Origin of the sequence: Romboutsia ilealis, assembly GCF_900015215.1 — a bacterium.
In the GTDB taxonomy this organism is placed as follows: Bacteria; Bacillota; Clostridia; order Peptostreptococcales; family Peptostreptococcaceae; genus Romboutsia; species Romboutsia ilealis.
In genome coordinates this window covers 24,345-45,030 of record NZ_LN555523.1, presented here as the reverse complement: position 1 = coordinate 45,030, position 20,686 = coordinate 24,345, and the positions used below count along the sequence as shown (strand labels likewise).

The following is a 20,686-nucleotide window of genomic DNA, read 5'->3' as shown; positions in this document are numbered from 1 at the left end:
AATAATTTTAAAATATTAAGACATATTTTTTATATTTTGACACATTAGGCCTTCCAAATTATCGTATTCACTTACTGTTATTTCTTTTATTTCTAGATTTTTCATTATTGTATGTAGTATTTCTACACCAGCAGTGATAATATCTGCTCTTTTAGGCTGTAGGCCTTTTAAGGATTTTTTATCATTTAGTGTCATCTTTTTTAAATTTTGTAGAATTAATTCTATTTCACTTAAGCTAATCTTACTATTATGTATTTTTTCCATGGAGTATACCTCTAATTCTTGGTTCATTGAAGAAAGAGAAGTTATTGTTCCTCCAATACCTACAAACTTTTTTACTTTATCATTTCTTATATATTCTAATGTATTTTTTATCTCTTCATATATAAAATTACTCATACGTTCAAATTCATTATCATTTATAGGATCTTGATGTAAAAATTTTTCAGTCATTCTAAGTGCTCCTACATTTTCACTTTTAGAAAATCTTATTCCGTCCTTATTTCCTATAATAAACTCAGTAGATCCCCCTCCTATATCTATTACTAATATGTCTTTTGCATTTTCTATTCCTTCTAATACACCCCTAAATCCTAGATTTGATTCCTTTTCACCACTTATTATATCTACATCTATACCTGCTTTATCTTTAGCTAATTTCACGAATACATCTTTATTTTTACTATCTCTAAGTGCTGAAGTACCCATACAGTATATTTTTTCACAGTTTTCACCTTTACATATATTAGAAAATTCTACTAAGGCTTTTATATTTCTTTCTATTGCATCATCAGTTATATAGCCTTGTTTATCAACACCTTGTCCTATTCTAGTGGTATTCACATACTTTTTTCTATTTATTAATTTTCCATCTCTATAATTTGCTATTAAAAGCCTCATCGAATTTGTCCCTATGTCTATAGTACCAATTTTCATAAATTCTTCTCCTTACTTATATTTTTTATTAAAAGCTTAATATATCTAAACTAATAAATTTTATAATTCTAAATTTATTATATCAGTTAAATACTATTTAATAATGAGTATTTAACATTTATCATTAAAAAACTAACTTTACTAAAAGTGTATTCTAAGCTATTTTATACTTCTAACATATTTATGTATAAACAAAAAAGAAGGTAACTTAATTACCTTCTTTTCCTATATCAATGTATACTATTTCATTAGGTTTAACCATATTAAGACGATTTCTTGCTATAGTTTCTAAATTTTCACTTGTACTGCCATTTTCAATTTTTTTTAAATCCTCAATCTCTTGTTTAGTACTACTTATTTGATCATTTAGTGATGATATTTCAGCTTTGTACTCATTTAATTTCTTTACTTGAAATATAAAGTTGGCTATTAATGTATATACTATAAAAAAAATAAAAATTGTTATTAATATAAATTGAGCCAAAAATTTTCTTCTTATGTTCATATAAACCACACCTTACCTATGCTTTTTTATTAACCTTTAATTTAATTCTATGCTTTCTTTTTATAACCTTCTTAGTAGCTAAAAATAAATTTGGTATAAAAAATATAGCGTCTAATATAAAGTGCATCATGTAAATAATCATGTAATATAAACTTTCAGAGATTATAGATATGTAAATTATAGTTTTCTTTATCAAAGATACTATAAAACCAATTATCTTATTAAGCATTTTTAAAACAAATTTACTTATTGTATTATAATATAATAAAAAACCAATTAATAAAGCCACAAAGTGATAGTATCTTAAATCAAAAGATTCTATAGCATTTACTGTTATAAATATAATTATAGTAGCCAGTATCCAAAATATTATATTAAAAACTATTGAAAAGTATTTTAATATTTTAAAATTAGATTTCAAACTTCTATTTATATCAAACAATAAACCTATAGCTAAGCCACCATATATAGTGGCATAAAATGAGCTTAAATCTTCTGTAAATGGAATCATTTACTTAAACAACCTCTTTATAAAACTTTCTTGTGGCTTTCTTTCCTTAGAATAAACTATAGAATTTATAGTCCCTTCTACACTTATAACACTCTCATCTAAGCTTAATTTACCCATGTCTAAGTTTTCGCCTTCTATTACCATTTCCCCTGCAGATGTTCTAAGTTCTACTTTTTTATCATTAAAAGAATAAATATGTTCTATGCCTGATATATGCAAATTAGATCTATCTTTTAATGTTATACTATGTTCCATGTTATCCCCCCAGCAAAAATATTTTAATTTATACTAATATAAATATACTGAAGGATTGCTAATTTTATTCTATTATCTCGTACATTTCTTTTGCATCATTTTTTAAGACATGTTCTCTTATCTCATTTATCTTAAATTTCATTTTCTTTTCACCAAATTGAATTTCTAATAAATCTCCAATATTAACCTCTGATGAAGATTTTGCTACTTTTCCATTTATAGTAACTATCCCCTTATCGCAAGCTTCTTTTGCAACAGTTCTTCTCTTTATTATCCTTGATACTTTTAAAAATTTATCTAATCTCATAAATACGCCTCCTTTATATACAGAAAAAGTGTGGCATATACTCCCACACTTAATCATTTTAATTATCCGTTTATTATATCTTTTAATCCTTTTCCAGCTTTGAAAACTGGAGCTTTAGAAGCTGGTATTTCTATAACTTCTTCAGGATTTCTAGGATTTCTTCCTTGTCTAGCAGCTCTTTCTCTAGTTTCGAATGTTCCAAATCCAACTAATTGAACTTTATCTCCTGATACTAATGCTTCTTCAACAGATTTCATGAATGCATTTAACGCAGCCTCTGCTTCCTTCTTAGTTAATTCACTTTTTTCTGCCATCTTTGATACTAATTCTGCTTTATTCACGACGGTTATACCTCCTAAAATGTTTATAATATAGAACTATAATTTTATAACTATAAATTCTAGATTTTTGACAAATTTTCTTTTAATTTTTACAATTTGTTTTCCTTAGCACTTTGCCAAAGTTCTTCCATTTGATCAAGCGTCAAATCTTCTAATTTTTTATGTAGCCTAGACGCATTTTCTTCCATAAATTCAAATCTATTTATGAATTTTTGATTTGTAAGGTTTAATGCCTCTTCTGAATCTATATGCAAGAATCTAGCTAAATTTACTATTGAAAACAATAAATCTCCTAGTTCTTCCTTTATGTATTTTATATTTCCTTGTTTACATTCGTCAAGTAGTTCTTTGTATTCTTCATCAATTTTTTCAAATACATCCTTTATATCATCCCAATCAAATCCTATAAGTGCTGCCTTATGTTGAATTTTTTCAGCTTTTATAAGTGCAGGTAAATGACTTGGAATTCTTTTTAAACCAGAAGTTATACTAGTTTCACCCTTTTCATCTCTTTTTAATTCTTCCCAAGTTTTCTCAAATTGAGCCATATCTATATTAACATTGTTGAAAACATGTGGATGTCTATTAATAAGTTTTGTACAAATTCCATTTACTACTTCCTTTAAATCAAAATATCCTTCTTCTTTTCCTATTTGACAGTGGAATATAACCTGTAGAAGGATATCTCCTAGCTCTTCTATCATTTCATCGATATCGTCATTATCAATAGCTTGACAAAGCTCATATGCTTCTTCTATAACGTATTTCTTTAGAGATTCATGTGTCTGTTTTTTATCCCAATCACATCCGTTTTCACCTCTTAAAGTATTCATTATAGTTTCTAAATCATTTACTGTATTATACATCTTTTTAGAACTTTTTGGTATATATAAACTAGTTAAGTAATTAAATAAATTTTCACTTCTATCTAATTCATACAGAGGTACATATTTCTTACTTTCTAAATTCTTAACACCTGCGCCATTTACTATACATACTTCTTGATCATAATCATAATATTCCATAAGCTTTAATTTTATATTCGATGCTATAAACTGATCATATATTTGAGTTATAATCATACTAGTATTTGTATCTATATATGAATTTTCTATTTCAAATGCATCTATTAATTTAAATCCATCCGCCGGATCTACTGCCAAATAATTAAACATAGCATCTACAAAGCTCATAGAAGCTATTGTCTCAACTTCTATATTATTTTCTTTAGCCATAGATTCTATTATTCCTACTGTTTTCTCTGCTACCCTAGGATGACCTGGAACCGCATAAACCAAATCTCCTTCTTTAGCTAATTCTACAATATGTTTAGAAATTTTATAGTAAACATCTTCGAAATTTTCTTCACTATCATAAAAATAATCTAGAGAAGTGTATTTTATAGTTTCTTTAAGCTTATTTACAATTGGGTGTTTTTCTGTTCTTAGATATATTCTACAACTTGAGTGTAGAGCATCTAAGGCACCTTGACTTATAAGAGAATATTCTCCTGGTCCAAGTCCTACGATACTTATTTTATGCATTTTGTCACTCCTCTTTTGTATTTCTTATTATTAATTGATTTTTATAAAATAAATAAAGGAAATTAGCTATTTATAAGTATTTCCTTTATTTGTATATATATTCTATTTATTATTTCATAAGTTTTAGTTTTCTAAGTAATGAATATATTTTATTTCCTTTAGGCATAGTAAGTATTTCCTCTTTTTTTATGCCACCTATTCCTATTAAAACTAATCCATATACTATCCCACCTATTACTATAGATACTAAGGTTGCTAACTTTCCACCAATTATACCTGCTATAAATGCATAACTAAACTTAACTGCTACAAACATAGTTATAACTGTTATTAATGGCTTTATAACAAATTCTTTAGCAGGGAACTTTATCCCCATAGCTTTTTTTATACAAGCTAATTCTATTAAAACTGCTATAAGATATGCAGATACTGTACCTATTGCAGAACCTAATACATTTATTGATGGAATTGCAGTTAATGTGTAACTTATAACAATTTTAAAAATCATACCTATAACCAAGGCAATAACTGGTATCATAGGTTTCCCCATACCTTGAAGTATACCATTCATAGACTGTATTAGTCCTAAGAATACTACACAAGGCGTAAGGAATAAAAGTATAGTTCCTACAGTTGTTGGTTCTTTTGGATATAATAATTGCATTATAGGCGTTGCAAGTGAAGCCATACCAAATGCACATGGTAAAACTATAAGTAATGTTACTTTTATTGCACTTTGTGTATCTTTTCTAGCCTTAACTTTATTTCCTAAAGCAAAAGCTTCTGATATAGCTGGAACTAAACTCATACTCATTGCAACTGTTATAACAGATGGTAAATTTACGATAGACATTGCCATACCTGTTAATTGACCAAACATTTCTAAAGCTTGTGTATGTGTATATCCTCCAACCATAAGTCTATCTATAACTATTACATTATCTATCATATTGACTAATGGCATTACAGATGCACCTATTGTTATAGGTATTGCCACAACTAAAAGCTTTTTAAGCACAGTCATTACACTTTCATCTTTAAAGTGTTTACTATTTCTTATATCTATTTTACGTTGTTTACTTCCTTTAAAATATGTAACTATTAGATATAGTATAGAAGCCACAGCACCTATAGTAGCTCCCATAATAGCTCCTGCTGCCCCTAACTCAGGTCCTACCTTTTCCATTAAAAAATATGCTAATCCAATACCTAAAATAACCCTGAAGAATTGTTCAACTATTTGAGATATAGCAATCTTATTCATATCTCTTTGCCCTTGGAAATATCCTCTATATGAAGACATAAGAGGAACAAATATAAGAGCTGGTGCTATTGCTAGCATTGCACTTTTTGCACCTGGATTTTTCATTATATTATTTACTATGTAATCTGCTCCAAAGAAGAATACTAAAAATGCTAATATTCCAGTCATAAATAATACTGTATATGATACTTTGAATATTTTATGCGCTCCTTTATAGTCACCTATTGCATTCTTTTCTGATACTAACTTAGCAAGTGCAGTTGGAAATCCAGCTGTAGCTAAAGTTAAAAATAGAGTATAAACTGGATATGCAGCTTGATAATATGCCATCCCCTTAGAGCCTATAAGATTTCCTAGCGGTATCCTAAAAAATGCCCCCATTACCTTAACTAAAATACCTGCCATTCCAAGTATAAAAGCTCCTTTTAAAAATGAGTCTTTTGTTCTAACACTTCTCATAGCATTACCCCCAAATCATTTATATAACAAACTTTAATATATCATATATTCAATATTATATTCAACATATTACCAAAAATCCTAAAATAATATATATATTTTTTACTTTTATAAGATTGTTCAAATTATATTTTATTTCCTATTTTTAAAGTAATTTTTTTATTCTTCTAAATATATTTTAGTGACTCAAAAGTTATAAATAAACTTTAATTAATTGAGTTTTATTATAAATAAAAAAAGAACCCTATAAGGGTCTTTTTTATATTTTATTGAACTTGCTTTCCTAAGAAATTAGCTGCTATTTTAAGTATTTTTTCCTCAGCTTCAGATAACATCTCAGATTCTTTTGAAACTAAAACTATAGATCCTATGCAATCTCCTGATGAACTTACTATAGGCATAATTATTTGATGCGTATATTCCATAGAATCGTCCTTATATAGCGGGACTAATTTACTATCTTTGAATGATTTTGATTCTCTATTTTCTATTAGTTGTTCTAAATCATCACTTATGCTTTTTTCTTTATAGTCTTTTTTAGGAAGCTTAGATACTGCTATTATTGAATCTAAATCTGTAACTATTACTCCACATCCTAATGTTTCACCTAAAGTTTCTGTATACTCTTGAGAAAATTCATTTAATTCACCTATAGGTGAATATTTTTTTAAGATTACCTCGCCATCTTTAGCTGTAAATATTTCTAAAGGATCTCCTTCTCTTATACGTAAAGTTTTTCTTATTTCTTTAGGAATAACAACTCTTCCAAGGTCATCTATTCTTCTAACTATTCCAGTTGCTCTCATTCTAATTATCCCTCCAGTTAGTAACTTTAACCTTATTTTTACCAATGACAAGAAAAATATGCAAAAAAAGCTATGTATTACTATACATAGCTTTAAAAAATTAGAATTTAACTTTCTTTATTATAGATTCATTTTTTTCTACTTTAGCTTTTTTTGATATTTCTTCTATACTTTCTATATATTTATTTTCTGTTAAAATAGTTTTTATCTCATCCTTAACTTCTTCAAATGAAAGCTGTTTATCTACTTTATCATAAACTTTTATTATATGATATCCATATTCTGATTCTACTATATCAGATATATCTCCTGGCTTTAAGTTAAATGCTGCATCTTCAAATGCTTTAACCATTTTTCCCTTTGTAAAGTATCCTAAATCTCCACCTTGAGATGCAGATACTGTATCATCAGAATATTCTTTAGCAAGCTCTGAGAATTCTTGACCACTTTTTGCCTTTTCAAGCACTTCTTCAGCTTTCTTTTTAGCTTCTTTTTTCTTAGATTCTGATAATTCTTTTCCATTATCATCTACAGTAGATATAAGAATATGAGATGCTTTTACTTCATCTTTGTAATAATCATCTTTATGTTCATCATAATATGTTTTCATTTCTTCATCTGATATTTTTAAATTTTTATCAAAATTTTCTTTATACTTTTGTATTATTAAGTCTTGTTCTTGTTGTGATTTAAGATATGTATCATCTATACCTAAATCTTCTAATTTCTTTTTATACTCTTTATCGTCATCTATACTTTTCTTTAGTTCTTCAAAAGCCTTATCTATTTCTTTCTCTGAAGGAGTTAAACCATCTTTTTTAGCCTGTTCACATACTGCTTCTATATCTATCATTTGATCAAGCATTATATCTTTAAATTTATCTTTATACTTTACTCCATCTTCAACTTCTGTATCCCATATAGTACTGCCATACATTACCTCTAAAGATTCTTTGTATAAAGCTAATGTTGCTTGAAATTGTTTAGCTGTAATATTATTCCCATTTACTGTTGCTACCACATCATTATCATTTACTTTACTGCTACAACCTACTGCAGATATACACAGTACAGATGATAAAACTAATGCTATTATTTTTTTCAAATTTAAACACCCTTTCTTATTATTAGTTTAATTTTAAATTGCACATATTTTCTAATAATTCTTCCAGCTCATTAACTATATTATAACCTATTTTTTCCTTTGTCTTATATCTAGTTAAAGGATTTAATAATATTTCATCTTTAATTTGTCTTACTTTTTCTATTTTCAGCGTTTTACATAGTGTTTTAATATAAGCTATTTTTAACAGCGTCTCAACAGATTTAGGTATATCTGAGAATCTATCCTCTAATTCTTCTTGAACCTCATACATATCCTCTTTACTTTCTATAGATGCTATTTTTTTGTACATTTCTATCTTAATTAACTCATCAGTTATATAATTATCTGGTATATAAGCATTTACACTTAAATCTATTTCTACATCTATATCTTCTAAAACAACTTCACCTTTGACTTTCTTTATTGCATCATTTAACATTTTTACATATAAATCATATCCTATTACTGCCATATGACCATGTTGTTGTGAACCTAGTATATTTCCAGCACCTCTTATTTCAAGGTCTCTCATTGCTATTTTAAAACCTGATCCAAACTCAGTAAATTCTCTTATAGCTTTTAATCTTTTTTCTGCTATTTCACTAAGTACTTTATCCTTTTCATACATTAAATAAGCATAACCTTGTCTAGTACTTCTTCCAACTCTACCTCTTAACTGATATAGTTGTGCTAGACCCATTTTATCTGCATCATAAACTATCATAGTATTAGCATTTGATATATCCATACCAGTTTCTATAATTGTAGTACAAACTAATACATTGAACTCTTTATTTAAAAATCCTAAAATTATATTTTCAAGGTCCTTTGAAGTCATTCTACCATGAGCGACAGCAACCTTTGCATCAGGTACTAATCTTTGAATCATGCTTGCCATTTCTTCAATACGCTCAACTCTATTATATACGAAGAATACTTGACCACCCCTACCTAATTCTCTTTCTATTTCATCTTGAATTATACTTTCCTTAGCTTCTGTAACATAAGTAATTACTGGATGTCTTTCTTGTGGTGGCTCTTCTATAACACTCATGTCCCTTATTCCACTAAGCGACATATGAAGTGTTCTTGGTATAGGCGTTGCAGATAATGTAAGAACATCTACAGTAGATTTAATTTTCTTTAATGATTCTTTATGCTTTACCCCAAATCTTTGCTCTTCATCTATTACAACTAAACCTAAGTTAGGCATATTTATATCTTTAGAGATTATTCTATGAGTTCCTATTAAAACATCAACTAAACCTTTTTTAGCATCTTCTATAATTTGCTTTTGCTGTTTTGGTGTTTTAAATCTACTTAATACTTCAACCCTTATTGGGTAGTTTTCAAATCTTTCTTTAAATGTATTATAGTGTTGTTGAGCTAATATCGTTGTAGGAACTAATACAGCTACTTGTTTTTGATCCATACAAGCTTTAAATACTGCTCTTATAGCTACTTCTGTTTTACCGTAACCAACATCTCCACAAATAAGTCTATCCATTACCTTGTCTGATTCCATATCCTTTTTAGTTTCTTCTATGGCCTTTAATTGATCATCTGTTTCTTGATGTGGGAATAATGATTCAAATTCACCCTGCCAAGGAGTATCTTTAGAGAACTTATATCCTTTTACTTTTTCACGCTTAGCATAAAGTTCTATAAGTTCCTTAGTCATATCTTCTATTTCTTTTTTAACTTTAGCTTTAGCTTTTGTCCATTCATTAGTTCCCAGTTTGTTTAATTTAACTCTATCTTCTTCTACACCTATATATTTTTGTACTTTATCCATCTGATCTATAGGTACATATAGATTATCTCCACCTTGATAAACTAACTTCATATAGTCTTTTTTTATGTTGTTTACACTTATTTGTTCAATACCTGTATATCTACCAACCCCACTATTTTCATGAACTACATAATCACCTATATTTAAATCTAAGAATGATTCTATTTTCTTTCCTTTTTTATGCTTCTTAGTTTTAGATGTGGAAGTTCTCTTATGAACTCCTATCATCTCATTATCCGTAATTGCTACAAACTTTATAGATTTATACTCAAAACCACTAGTTATACGAGCAGGTATAATAACTATTTGTGAAGATTTTATTTCAATATCTCTATCTTTAGATATAGTTGATTCTAAACCTAAATCTAATAAGTCCGCATGTAATTTTTTTGCTCTATCATATGTATTAGTAGCAAGTACTATTTTGTATCCGTTATATTTTAATCTGTTTAATTCCTCTACTAAAGTATCTACCTTTGCATTGAATGTTGGTACTTCCCTAGAATCAAAATTTACTATCGATTTCACATTGAAATCATTTATTGGTTTTGGTAAAAGTGTATTTAGTACCAATTTTCTACCTTCTGATAAGAAATCTAAATCATTATATGTATATAATAATTTACCTTGATTTTTTATAGCTAAACCTCTTTCAAGATTTAATTTATAATTTTCCTTAAATTCATTTAAATAGTTTTCGCATCTTTCTTTTGTCCTACTTATATCATTAAAGAATACTATAGCGTTTTCTTGTAGGTAAGTAAAAATACTTTTATTTTCCTCTGGATATAGATAGTCAATATAGTTTTCTATACCTTGAAAATACGTTTTACTATTTATATTATCTATATTTAAAGATACATCCTCATTAGTGTGCTTTCCTGTATCCTTTTTAATTTTAGCTACAGCATCTTTTACATTTTCAGGATATATAAATTCTCTTGATGGTGTTATAGAAAATTGTTTTATTTTCTCTATAGATTTTTGTGAGAAAACATCAAAAGTTCGTATAGAATCTATTTCATCATCAAATAATTCCATACGAATAGGATTATTATATTCTAAAGAGAATATATCTATTATTCCACCTCTTATACTAAATTGACCGAATCCCTCTATTTTTGAAACTCTTTCATAACCTAAATTTACTAATGTTTCACTTAGCTTTTCTAGGTTTATTACATCCCCTATTTTATAAGTATAGATGTTTTCTAAAAGCCTCTCTTTAGGTATGTATTTTCTCATAACAGCTTCAATTGATGTTACTAAAATTATATTGTCTCCTTTAGCTAACTTTAATAGTACTTTTAATCCTTTAGCCTCTTCGCTTCTATCCTTTGCATCCAAATGATAAAATAAGATATCTTGATATCCAAGATATTCCACCTTATCCTTCATATAAAAACTTAAATCATCATAAACCTTTTTAGCTTCCAAATCACTATTTGTTATAAAAATAGTTTGTCTATTTAAATCCCTATACATAGAGTAAGCTATATGTGGTTTTTGTACCGCTAAAAGGCCATTAATTAATAATGAGCCTTTATTATTATTTATGCAATTTATTATATCTTTATATTCTTTTGAATTTTGCAAAGGGTATACAAATATGTCATTCATATTAAATTCCCCTCTCATTATCCATTGTATTTATTCATAGCAATATCTACATTTTCCTTAATCATAGCTTCTACTGCTTTGTACGCTTTTTCAAGACCTATCTCTAAGTCAACTTGTTCTTCTTTTCTAAATCTAGAAAGTACGAAATCAGCTAAATCTTGTCCTTTCATAGGCTTTGAAACTCCAACTCTTACTCTTGGAAAATCACCAGACCCTAAACATTTTATGATAGATCTCATACCATTATGAGTTCCTGCACTTCCTTTTTTTCTTATCCTTAATTTCCCAACATCTAAGTCTATATCATCGTATATTACTATTATATTATCCAAATCAACCTTATAGTACTTATATATATCTATTAATGTTTCGCCACTTAAATTCATATATGTTTGTGGCTTAACTAAAAGAACTTTTTCAGATCCTATTCTTCCTTCTCCTATTAATGCTTTATGTTTTATTTTCGTCACAGATATACCATATTCCTTTGCTAAAATATCTATAACATTAAATCCTACATTATGTCTTGTGTTTTCATATTGTTTTCCAGGGTTACCTAGACCTACTACTACGTACATAGTATTCCTCCTTAATTACTTATTATGTTAAACCAAATGTTGAGTATATCAAAATTGGTTAGTATTATTAAAATTGTTGCTAGTGATATAAATGGTGCGAATGGTATTTTTCTTATTTTATCACCTTTTGTTAAAAGTATATACACACAATATATTGATGCTAATATAAATGATAAAAATATTAAGTATATTGAATAATTTTTACCTAACGCAAAACAACATAAGCCATAAAGGCCTATGTCCCCTTCACCTAATCCTTTAGTTATTTTAGCTAATATATATGGTATTATAATTCCTATTAATAATGCTGTTATGTACATTTTAACATCTGGTGATATTAAAAATACTCCACACTGAATTATTATACCACTAAGTATTGTTATATCATATATGTATGTTGTATGATAGTCTATTATTGAAATTATGATTATAAATGGTATTAATGATAAGTATTTTACTGATTGTTGTGTTATTCCGTATTTTTGATAAGTTAGGACCATTGATAAAATCATTAGGATATAAATTATTATAGTATTAGATTTTGTTTTTGGCAGTTCATTGCAAATTTTATAAATTTGATCGTTACAAATATATGAGATTATTATTGCAATTAATATTATATATATCATAAGTTTAATAATAGTAGTAGGCTACTAATATTATTAACTTTATATATTTTTTGTAATCATCTATAAATCCTGTTTTTACAATTTCAAATGTGTTTATTTTAATATATTTTATGATATAATATAAATATAAAAAGAAATCACAACCTATTTAGCGGTAGAGTGTGATTTTCATATAAATTATTTTCTAATTTTTATGTCCACCCTTCTTGGCTTTAGGGTGGTTTTTACTTTTACAAATAAATTCTCTTAACTTTATGTAAGAATCTATTATTATAGAAATACAATATGTAAATATAATACATATTATAGCTATTTCTTTAAGTATCTTAAGTTTATCCATATATTTCACCTCCTTCCATGAAAAATGGAATTAGGCTTTAATATGAAAACTCACACCCTATAGATTGTAATTTCTCGAATTTTAATTATATCATAAAAACTGGTATATTAGAATAATCCAATATACCAGTTTATTATATTTGTACCATATAAGATACTTATCAATGCCCCTACAGATATAAACGGTCCATAAGGTATTATTGAGTTATATTCTTTTTGCTTCATTTTGCTGTATATTATGCTACCTACTCCGTAAATAGCTCCTACGTACACACTTAGAAGTATTGTAAGCATCCCTAGTTTTATTCCTAAAAATAATCCTACCATACCAAATAGCTTTATATCTCCTCCACCCATTGCTTCTTTTTTTATTAATAATTCTATTAGGTGAATTAAAATTAACATTCCACCACCGCAGATAAGACCTCCAAGTAAGCTATCTTTTATACTTATTCCATGGCATAGGATATTAAAGATTAATGCTCCTATTGAACCAAATATAATTAGTTCATCGGGTATTATATAGTGGTCTAAGTCTATGAATGTTATTATTACTAGTAGTGATACTAATAATAAATAATATAAGGTTATTGTATTGTATCCATAAACTTTATACACTAATACAAACAGTATTCCTGTTAATAACTCTACTAAGGCATATCTTGGACTTATCTTTTGTCCACAGTATCTACATTTACCTCTTAATAATGACCAACTTAGTATTGGTACTAGATCTAATGATTTTAGTCTAGTGTTGCAGTTGTAGCAGTGTGATGGTGGATTTATAATTGATTTTTTGTTTGGTATTCGGTGGATGCATACGTTGAAGAAGCTACCTAATACTACTCCCATTATAAATAATATTATTGTAAAATATATGTTCATAATTAATATTATTCTCCCACTAATCTACTTATAAACTCATAGTCTGTGCATCTACTTAATACACTATCTCTAGATATAAGACCCCTTCTATATAAATTAACTAACTCTTGGTCCATAGACTGCATTCCTAATTTACTTGATGTTTGTATTATGTTTTGTATTTGGTAAGTTTTATTCTCTCTTATAAGGTTTCTTATAGCGGCATTTGCTACCATTACCTCTAATGCTGCAACCCTTTCTCTTCCGTTTATAGTTTTTACAAGTTGTTGAGATATAATTCCTTCACAAACAGTAGATAACTGAGTTCTTACTTGCTGTTGCTGCTCTGAGGGAAACATATCAATTATTCTATCTATAGTTTTTGCCGCTCCTACTGTATGTAGAGTTGAGAAAACTAAGTGACCAGTTTCAGCAGCAGTTAAGGCTATCGATATCGTTTCATGATCACGCATTTCTCCTACAAGTATTACATCAGGATCTTGACGAAGTACTGCTCTTAATGCCGAGTTAAAACTTTCAGTATCTTTCCCTATTTCTCTTTGATTTACTAAGCTTTGTTTATGTTGGTGTACGTATTCTATTGGATCTTCTAGTGTTATTATATGCCTTTGTTGATTTTCATTTATTATATCTATTAAACTGGCTAATGTTGTACTTTTCCCACTTCCTGTCGGTCCAGTTACAAGTACTAATCCTTTATTTTTCTCTGTGAATATTTTTAGAATTTTCGGAAGTCCTAATGTATCAAAATCTGGTATGTATGATGTTATTATTCTTATAGCTATTGCAAAATTTCCTTTTTGTTTGTATGCATTTACCCTGAACCTTTCTCCTGATTCTATTGAAACAGAAAAATCACATTCTCCATCTTCTTCTATTCTTTTAAAGTTCTTTTCTCCTGATAATTCTCTTGTCATAGATTGCGTATTCTCTTTGGTTAATACTATTTCTGATAAGTTTACGAAAGATCCTTTTACTCTAGCTATTGGAGTACTATTTACTGTTATATGTATATCTGATGCACCTAATTCAATTGATTTTTTTAATAAGTCAAATATGTTCACATTTATTCTCCTTATCATATAATTTATTTTATTATAACTTTTTAATGTAAAATTTCATATTATCAGACCTATTTTATTTTATAGCCATATTTTTAATAAATATTCCTAGCATAAAAAAGTTGTTATTCTAATTAATAGAAAATACACCTTATATTATATAAGGTGTATTCATTAATTAAAATAACTCACTAACAGACTCATTAGAGAATATTTTCTTTATAGCATCTCCAAATAATGGAGCAACTGATTTAACTTGTATCTTATCTATCTTCTTTTCATCAGGAAGTTGTATAGTATCTAAAACTATTAACTCACTTATAGCAGAAGCATCTATTCTTTCTATAGCAGGTCCTGACAATACAGCATGTGTACAACAAGCATAAACTTCCTTAGCACCAAATTCTTTAAGTGCATTAGCTGCATTACATATTGTTCCTGCAGTATCTATCATATCATCTAATAATATAACATTCTTCCCTGAAACATCACCTATTATGTTCATTATCTCAGATACGTTAGCCTTTGGTCTTCTCTTGTCTATTATAGCTAGCGGAACATCTCCGTCTAATCCATTAGCAAATTTTCTAGATCTTGTAACACTTCCTAAGTCAGGAGAAACTACTACTAAATCTTCTATATGCTTTTCATTGAAGTAATCAGCTAATATTTTACCACCTTGTAAATGATCTAGTGGTATATCAAAGTATCCTTGTATTTGTGCAGCATGTAAGTCCATAGTTAAAACTCTATCTGCTCCTGCTGCTGTTATTAAGTTTGCAACTAATTTAGCTGTGATTGGATCTCTTGCCTTAGCTTTTCTATCTTGTCTTGCATATCCATAGTAAGGAATAACAGCTGTTATTCTTCCTGCTGATGCTCTTCTTAATGCATCTATCATTATTAATAATTCCATTAAATTTTCATTTACTGGACTATTAGTTGATTGAACTACGAAAACATCGCATCCTCTTACTGTTTCATTCATGTTTACGCTTATTTCGCCATCACTGAATGTACCTACTTCACAATCTGCTAAAGGTACACCTATATAATCAGCTATTTTCTGAGCTAATTCTTTAGATGAATTACCTGCAAGTATTTTGATTTCACTTCCGCTAGTGTTCATTTGTATCCTCCCAAAACTTTAAAAACAATTTATTTATTAAAATTTAGGCACTTTGCCTTAAATAATAAGCTATTTAGTTGCTATTTATTGTTATCTCTTTCTTCTTTCTTAGCTACCCAGCCTTCTTTTATTACTTGTCTTTCTCTTGCTACTGCTAATGATCCTTGTGGAACATCATTAGTTATAGTTGATCCTGTAGCAACGTATCCCTTTTCTTCTACAGTAACTGGTGCAACTAAGTTAGAGTTTGATCCTATAAATGCTCCATCTTTAACTGTTGATTTAAATTTATTTTTACCATCGTAGTTTACAAATACTACTCCGCATCCTATATTTACATCTTTACCAACATGTGCATCTCCTATATATGATAAATGTGATGCTTTCGAATTATCTTCTATAGTAGCATTTTTAACTTCTACGAAGTCTCCTATTTTAACATTATTTCCTATGTTACTATTTGGTCTTAAATATGCATATGGTCCTACTGTAGTATTTTCTCCAACAGTACTGTCTATTATAGTTGAACTTTGTACTTCTGTATCATTTCCTATTTGAGAATTTGTTATACTACAATTCATTCCTATTACACAGCTTGTTCCTATTTTAGTATTTCCTATAAGTATTGTCCCTGGATATACTATAGTATCATTTCCTATTTCTACATCTGCTTCTATATAAGTTGAATTAACATCTATGATTGTTACTCCATTTACCATATGAGATTCATTTATTCTTCTTCTCATTATTTCTTCTGCTTTTGATAATTCAACTCTTGAGTTAACACCCATTAATTCTTCTATTGTAGAACCATTGAAAGCTCCTACCTTTTGACCTTTATCTCTCATTATTTTGATTGTATCTGTTAGATAATATTCACCTTGTGCATTATTATTATCTAATAAATCAAGGCTTTCTCTTAATGATTTACCATTAAAGCAGTATATTCCTGAATTTATTTCTTTTGCTTTCTTTTCTTCTTCATTAGCATCTTTTTGCTCTACTATCTTAAGTAGATCTTTATTTTCATCTCTTATTATTCTTCCATATCCAGTTGGATTATCTACCTCAGTTGTAAGAACTGTTGCATGATATCCATGTTCTATATGATAATCGAATAATCTCTTTAATGTTTCTTCTTTTACTAAAGGTGTATCTCCGCAAAGTACAACTATAGTATCATTATCATTTATATATTCTTTAGCCATCATTACAGCATGGCCTGTTCCTAATTGCTCTGTTTGCATTGCTATCATAGTATCCTTTGGTAATTTTTCTTTTACTACATCTGATTCGTGACCTAAGATTGCAACTATATCATTAACCCCTGATTTTTTTGAAACACTTATTACGTGGTTTACCATTTCTTTACCACATACTTTATGTACAACCTTTGGATATTTAGACTTCATTCTTGTTCCTTTGCCTGCGGCAAGAATTATAGCTTTAAAATTCATTTCTCCACTCCATTCATTAATTATTTTCCTATATATGTATAATATGTAAAATTACATATTTGTATTCAATATCATTCATTTCTACTAATTAATATATCACTTTTTTACAAAAAAGTATATATTTAAACAAACTTTACTTACTTTAAGCAACAAAAAAGAGTCGAAAGTTCGACTCTTAACAATTTATATATATTCTTTTATAATTTAATTTCAATAAAAATTTACTTTAATCAAATATTATTCAGCTGCAACTTCTAATTGAGCTACTGCTTCATGATAAGCTTTTAATACTGCGTCTTCTAATACTTGTCTCATTTCAGCATTTATAGGATGAGCTATATCTCTGAAATTTCCTTCTCCTACTTTTCTACTTGGCATTGCTATAAATAATCCATTATGACCTTCTATAACTTTTATGTCATGTACTACAAATAAATTATCAAATGTTAATGAAACTATACATTTCATTTTACCTTCATCTGTTATTTTTCTTACTCTTACGTCAGTTATCTTCATCTCTAAATATCCCCCTTTAATTTTGACAAAATATAATTATTATAATATATTTATTTACCTATCTAGTCTCTTATTTATAGTAATTCTACCTTATTTTAAAATATCCTTTTTATTTTTTTAATTTTTTTTATTTTTTTATCTTTTTTTATTTTATTCCTCATCTTCATCATCTAATACATCTTCTAAATCATAATCTACTTCATGTTCTTCATTCTTATATTCATCTTTAAATGTTTTTAGGTTTGGTTTTACTGATATTTTATCTCCTTGAACATCTAACTCTATTAGTGATATATAATTTTTAACCATTTTTTCTTCAGGCTTAGTTGTCGATATAAATACCCCCGTTCCAACAACTTCTGCTCCAAATTCATTCATAAGGTCTATCATACCTTTTATAGTTCCTCCACCTCTCATAAAATCATCAATTATTATAACTTTACTGTCTGGCTTTAGAGCTTTTCTAGGTAAACTCATACTTTCAACTTTTGATGTATTTCCACTTACATATGTCATACTAAGAGTTGGACCTTCTGATACTTTTATATCTTTTCTTATTATAACAAGTGGTAAATTCATAGCCTTTGCTGTCATAAGTGCCATTGGAATTCCCTTAGTTTCCATTGTAACAACATAATCAGCTTCTGCATAATCTATATTTGAAGCCATTATTTTTCCTATTTTAGATACTATTGTAGGATTATATATTAAATCGATTAGGTATAGAAATCCTCCAGATAGGATTCTTGACGGATCACTTATTTTTTCACATAAATCTAGTAAGAATTCTTCGTTTTCGGCTTTAGATGTTTTAGGTATGTATTTTACTCCACCTGCTGCTCCAGATATTGTTATAACTTTACCTAATTCTAATTTTTCAAATACATTTTTTACTACTAGTAAATCTTCACTTATTGTTGACTTAGCTGCATTAAATTGATTCGTAAAGTGGCTTAATGTAAATATTTTATTTGGATTATCGGATAGTATTTTAACTATAGCTCCTATCCTTTCCGTTCTTTTAAATTTCATTAGTTTTACCTCCTAAACTAAGTAATGCATAACTATTTTTATTATGATATAATAATAGTTATGTTTATTTAGTTTTTAAATATATGTTATATATAATTTAAATATATGCTATATATAAAGTATATGTATATTTATTATAAAATAATATTGAACATTCTAATATTATACCACAAATATAGTTCATATTGTAGAACTTAATTGATAAAGAAAGGTGGTTTTGTTATGAAGATACATTTTATAGGAATTGGCGGTATTAGCATGAGTGCTTTAGCAGAAATTTGTATTAACAAAGGTTATCAAGTTTCTGGTTCAGATATGAATGAATCATATCTTTTAGATAAACTAAGGGATCAAGGTGCTAAAATATTTATCGGCCATAATAAAGAGCATATATCTGATGATGTAGATATGGTTGTTTATACTGCAGCTGTTCATGAAGACAATCCTGAAATGATAGCTACTAAAGAAAAAAATAAGCTTACTATGGATAGGGCTGCTTTTTTAGGTCAAATAATGAGAGAGTATAAAAACTCAATAGCAGTATCTGGAACTCATGGTAAAACTTCAACAACATCTATGTTATCTACTATATTCGAATATGCTGATTTAGATCCTACTATATTAGTTGGTGGTAATTTAAGTGTTATAGGTGGTAATGTTAAGATAGGTAATTCAGATCACTTTATAACGGAAGCATGTGAATATGTTGATAGTTTCCTTAATTTCAATCCAAAAATATCTATAGTTTTAAACATCGAAGAAGATCATCTTGATTATTTCTCTGGTATAGATGAAATAAAAGCTTCTTTTAATAAGTTTGGAAAACTTCTTCCTAAAAATGGATATTTTATAATAAATGGAGATGACGAAAATACAGAAGATATATTATATGATGTGAAAGCTACTATAGTTAAATACGGTACCGATACATCTAACGATGCTATAATTTCAAACATAGAATTTAATGAAAATGGGTACGGAGTGTTTAACTTAAACTTTAATGGAAAAGATTTAGGTAAATTTGAACTTTCTGTTCCTGGAATACACAATATATATAATGCTAGTGCTGCAATACTTGCTTCTTACGTTTCTAACATTGATTTAGAAGTTATAAGAAAAAATATAAAGTCTTATAATGGAGTTGGTAGAAGATTTGAAGTTAAAGGTAATTACAATGGTGCATTAGTTGTTGACGATTATGCTCATCATCCAACAGAGTTAAAGGCAACTTTATCTGCTGCTAAAAAATTAAAGAAATCAACTTTATGGTGTATATTCCAACCTCATACTTATACTAGAACAAAAGCTTTATTAAACGAATTTGCTGAAGCATTCTATTCTGCTGATAAAGTTATCATAACTGATATATACGCTGCTAGAGAAAAAGATCCTGGGGATATCCATTCTAAAGATTTAGTTGAAAAGTTATATCAAAATCATGTAGATGCAACTTATATAAGTACTTTTGAGGATATAACTGAATATTTAAGAAAACATGTTCAAGCTAATGATTTAGTTATAACAGCTGGAGCTGGTACTATATTCAAAGTTGCTGAAGCTTTAGTTGAAGAAAAATAATATTTATTAAAAAAAGGAGTAATCTAATATTAAG

Annotated in this window: 21 protein-coding genes; 1 reads left to right on the top strand and 20 read right to left on the bottom strand. The window is 27.9% G+C overall.

Going from position 1 to position 20,686, the window contains the following annotated elements; translation table 11 throughout:
• Positions 1–15 precede the first annotated feature (15 nt).
• From CRIB_RS00225 to purR, 20 genes are all read right to left on the bottom strand, one after another.
• The gene (locus tag CRIB_RS00225; protein ID WP_180702596.1) at positions 16–936 is read right to left on the bottom strand and encodes a Ppx/GppA phosphatase family protein; all 921 of its coding nucleotides are present in this window, start codon (positions 934–936) and stop codon (positions 16–18) included.
• A 208-nt stretch (positions 937–1,144) separates the two neighbouring features.
• Positions 1,145–1,441 (bottom strand): FtsB family cell division protein, encoded by a 297-nt coding sequence (locus CRIB_RS00220; RefSeq protein WP_180702595.1) that lies wholly within the window; start codon positions 1,439–1,441, stop codon positions 1,145–1,147.
• Between the two features lie 16 nt (positions 1,442–1,457).
• Positions 1,458–1,952 (bottom strand): spore cortex biosynthesis protein YabQ, encoded by a 495-nt coding sequence (gene yabQ / locus CRIB_RS00215; protein WP_180702594.1) that lies wholly within the window; start codon positions 1,950–1,952, stop codon positions 1,458–1,460.
• The gene (yabP, locus tag CRIB_RS00210; protein ID WP_180702593.1) at positions 1,953–2,207 is read right to left on the bottom strand and encodes a sporulation protein YabP; all 255 of its coding nucleotides are present in this window, start codon (positions 2,205–2,207) and stop codon (positions 1,953–1,955) included. It abuts the gene before it with no gap.
• Positions 2,208–2,271: 64 nt separating this feature from the next.
• Positions 2,272–2,514, bottom strand: a complete 243-nt coding sequence (locus tag CRIB_RS00205) for an RNA-binding S4 domain-containing protein (RefSeq protein ID WP_180702592.1) — start codon at positions 2,512–2,514, stop codon at positions 2,272–2,274.
• A gap of 62 nt (positions 2,515–2,576) precedes the next feature.
• Entirely contained in the window at positions 2,577–2,855 is a 279-nt protein-coding gene (locus CRIB_RS00200) for an HU family DNA-binding protein (RefSeq protein ID WP_180702591.1), read from the bottom strand.
• 89 nt (positions 2,856–2,944) lie between these two features.
• Positions 2,945–4,399 carry a bifunctional methyltransferase/pyrophosphohydrolase YabN gene (yabN, locus tag CRIB_RS00195; RefSeq protein ID WP_180702590.1) on the bottom strand — a complete coding sequence of 485 codons (1,455 nt, stop codon included), beginning with the start codon at positions 4,397–4,399 and terminating at the stop codon, positions 2,945–2,947.
• Between the two features lie 109 nt (positions 4,400–4,508).
• On the bottom strand, positions 4,509–6,122 hold the full coding sequence (locus CRIB_RS00190) for a putative polysaccharide biosynthesis protein (protein ID WP_180702589.1): 1,614 nt from the start codon (positions 6,120–6,122) through the stop codon (positions 4,509–4,511).
• Positions 6,123–6,388: 266 nt separating this feature from the next.
• Positions 6,389–6,928 carry a stage V sporulation T C-terminal domain-containing protein gene (locus CRIB_RS00185; protein WP_180702588.1) on the bottom strand — a complete coding sequence of 180 codons (540 nt, stop codon included), beginning with the start codon at positions 6,926–6,928 and terminating at the stop codon, positions 6,389–6,391.
• A 100-nt stretch (positions 6,929–7,028) separates the two neighbouring features.
• The gene (locus tag CRIB_RS00180) at positions 7,029–8,033 is read right to left on the bottom strand and encodes a peptidylprolyl isomerase (protein WP_180702587.1); all 1,005 of its coding nucleotides are present in this window, start codon (positions 8,031–8,033) and stop codon (positions 7,029–7,031) included.
• 22 nt (positions 8,034–8,055) lie between these two features.
• Positions 8,056–11,448, bottom strand: coding sequence for a transcription-repair coupling factor (gene mfd, locus CRIB_RS00175; RefSeq protein ID WP_180702586.1), 3,393 nt, complete (start codon positions 11,446–11,448; stop codon positions 8,056–8,058).
• A 17-nt stretch (positions 11,449–11,465) separates the two neighbouring features.
• Complete coding sequence (gene pth / locus CRIB_RS00170) at positions 11,466–12,026, bottom strand: aminoacyl-tRNA hydrolase (protein WP_180702585.1); 561 nt, start codon at positions 12,024–12,026, stop codon at positions 11,466–11,468.
• Between the two features lie 11 nt (positions 12,027–12,037).
• Complete coding sequence (locus CRIB_RS00165; protein WP_243633533.1) at positions 12,038–12,526, bottom strand: prepilin peptidase; 489 nt, start codon at positions 12,524–12,526, stop codon at positions 12,038–12,040.
• Between the two features lie 313 nt (positions 12,527–12,839).
• Positions 12,840–12,995, bottom strand: a complete 156-nt coding sequence (locus CRIB_RS00160; RefSeq protein ID WP_154665230.1) for a hypothetical protein — start codon at positions 12,993–12,995, stop codon at positions 12,840–12,842.
• Positions 12,996–13,102: 107 nt separating this feature from the next.
• Positions 13,103–13,879: a prepilin peptidase gene (locus CRIB_RS00155; protein WP_180702583.1), complete on the bottom strand. Its 777-nt coding sequence runs from the start codon at positions 13,877–13,879 to the stop codon at positions 13,103–13,105.
• Positions 13,880–13,887: 8 nt separating this feature from the next.
• Positions 13,888–14,943 carry a type IV pilus twitching motility protein PilT gene (locus CRIB_RS00150; protein WP_180702582.1) on the bottom strand — a complete coding sequence of 352 codons (1,056 nt, stop codon included), beginning with the start codon at positions 14,941–14,943 and terminating at the stop codon, positions 13,888–13,890.
• A gap of 175 nt (positions 14,944–15,118) precedes the next feature.
• Positions 15,119–16,069, bottom strand: coding sequence for a ribose-phosphate diphosphokinase (locus tag CRIB_RS00145; protein WP_180702581.1), 951 nt, complete (start codon positions 16,067–16,069; stop codon positions 15,119–15,121).
• 80 nt (positions 16,070–16,149) lie between these two features.
• Entirely contained in the window at positions 16,150–17,526 is a 1,377-nt protein-coding gene (gene glmU, locus CRIB_RS00140; RefSeq protein ID WP_180702580.1) for a bifunctional UDP-N-acetylglucosamine diphosphorylase/glucosamine-1-phosphate N-acetyltransferase GlmU, read from the bottom strand.
• A 237-nt stretch (positions 17,527–17,763) separates the two neighbouring features.
• A complete protein-coding gene (gene spoVG / locus CRIB_RS00135) occupies positions 17,764–18,042 on the bottom strand; it encodes a septation regulator SpoVG (protein WP_092727630.1) in 279 nt (92 codons plus the stop codon).
• A gap of 150 nt (positions 18,043–18,192) precedes the next feature.
• A complete protein-coding gene (purR, locus tag CRIB_RS00130) occupies positions 18,193–19,074 on the bottom strand; it encodes a pur operon repressor (protein ID WP_180702579.1) in 882 nt (293 codons plus the stop codon).
• Positions 19,075–19,296: 222 nt separating this feature from the next.
• On the opposite strand from purR, the gene murC reads away from it, so the two are divergent.
• Complete coding sequence (gene murC, locus CRIB_RS00125) at positions 19,297–20,652, top strand: UDP-N-acetylmuramate--L-alanine ligase (protein WP_180702578.1); 1,356 nt, start codon at positions 19,297–19,299, stop codon at positions 20,650–20,652.
• The last annotated feature ends 34 nt before the right edge of the window (positions 20,653–20,686 follow it).

What these genes read in the sequence shown, in the direction of transcription:
- CRIB_RS00225 (WP_180702596.1), bottom strand. Translation starts at nt 936, where the DNA reads ATGAAAATTGGTACTATAGACATAGGGACAAATTCGATGAGGCTTTTA.
- CRIB_RS00220 (WP_180702595.1), bottom strand. Translation starts at nt 1,441, where the DNA reads ATGAACATAAGAAGAAAATTTTTGGCTCAATTTATATTAATAACAATT.
- yabQ (WP_180702594.1), bottom strand. Translation starts at nt 1,952, where the DNA reads ATGATTCCATTTACAGAAGATTTAAGCTCATTTTATGCCACTATATAT.
- yabP (WP_180702593.1), bottom strand. Translation starts at nt 2,207, where the DNA reads ATGGAACATAGTATAACATTAAAAGATAGATCTAATTTGCATATATCA.
- CRIB_RS00205 (WP_180702592.1), bottom strand. Translation starts at nt 2,514, where the DNA reads ATGAGATTAGATAAATTTTTAAAAGTATCAAGGATAATAAAGAGAAGA.
- yabN (WP_180702590.1), bottom strand. Translation starts at nt 4,399, where the DNA reads ATGCATAAAATAAGTATCGTAGGACTTGGACCAGGAGAATATTCTCTT.
- CRIB_RS00190 (WP_180702589.1), bottom strand. Translation starts at nt 6,122, where the DNA reads ATGAGAAGTGTTAGAACAAAAGACTCATTTTTAAAAGGAGCTTTTATA.
- CRIB_RS00185 (WP_180702588.1), bottom strand. Translation starts at nt 6,928, where the DNA reads ATGAGAGCAACTGGAATAGTTAGAAGAATAGATGACCTTGGAAGAGTT.
- mfd (WP_180702586.1), bottom strand. Translation starts at nt 11,448, where the DNA reads ATGAATGACATATTTGTATACCCTTTGCAAAATTCAAAAGAATATAAA.
- pth (WP_180702585.1), bottom strand. Translation starts at nt 12,026, where the DNA reads ATGTACGTAGTAGTAGGTCTAGGTAACCCTGGAAAACAATATGAAAAC.
- CRIB_RS00165 (WP_243633533.1), bottom strand. Translation starts at nt 12,526, where the DNA reads ATGGTCCTAACTTATCAAAAATACGGAATAACACAACAATCAGTAAAA.
- CRIB_RS00160 (WP_154665230.1), bottom strand. Translation starts at nt 12,995, where the DNA reads ATGGATAAACTTAAGATACTTAAAGAAATAGCTATAATATGTATTATA.
- CRIB_RS00155 (WP_180702583.1), bottom strand. Translation starts at nt 13,879, where the DNA reads ATGAACATATATTTTACAATAATATTATTTATAATGGGAGTAGTATTA.
- CRIB_RS00145 (WP_180702581.1), bottom strand. Translation starts at nt 16,069, where the DNA reads ATGAACACTAGCGGAAGTGAAATCAAAATACTTGCAGGTAATTCATCT.
- glmU (WP_180702580.1), bottom strand. Translation starts at nt 17,526, where the DNA reads ATGAATTTTAAAGCTATAATTCTTGCCGCAGGCAAAGGAACAAGAATG.
- spoVG (WP_092727630.1), bottom strand. Translation starts at nt 18,042, where the DNA reads ATGAAGATAACTGACGTAAGAGTAAGAAAAATAACAGATGAAGGTAAA.
- purR (WP_180702579.1), bottom strand. Translation starts at nt 19,074, where the DNA reads ATGAAATTTAAAAGAACGGAAAGGATAGGAGCTATAGTTAAAATACTA.
- murC (WP_180702578.1), top strand. Translation starts at nt 19,297, where the DNA reads ATGAAGATACATTTTATAGGAATTGGCGGTATTAGCATGAGTGCTTTA.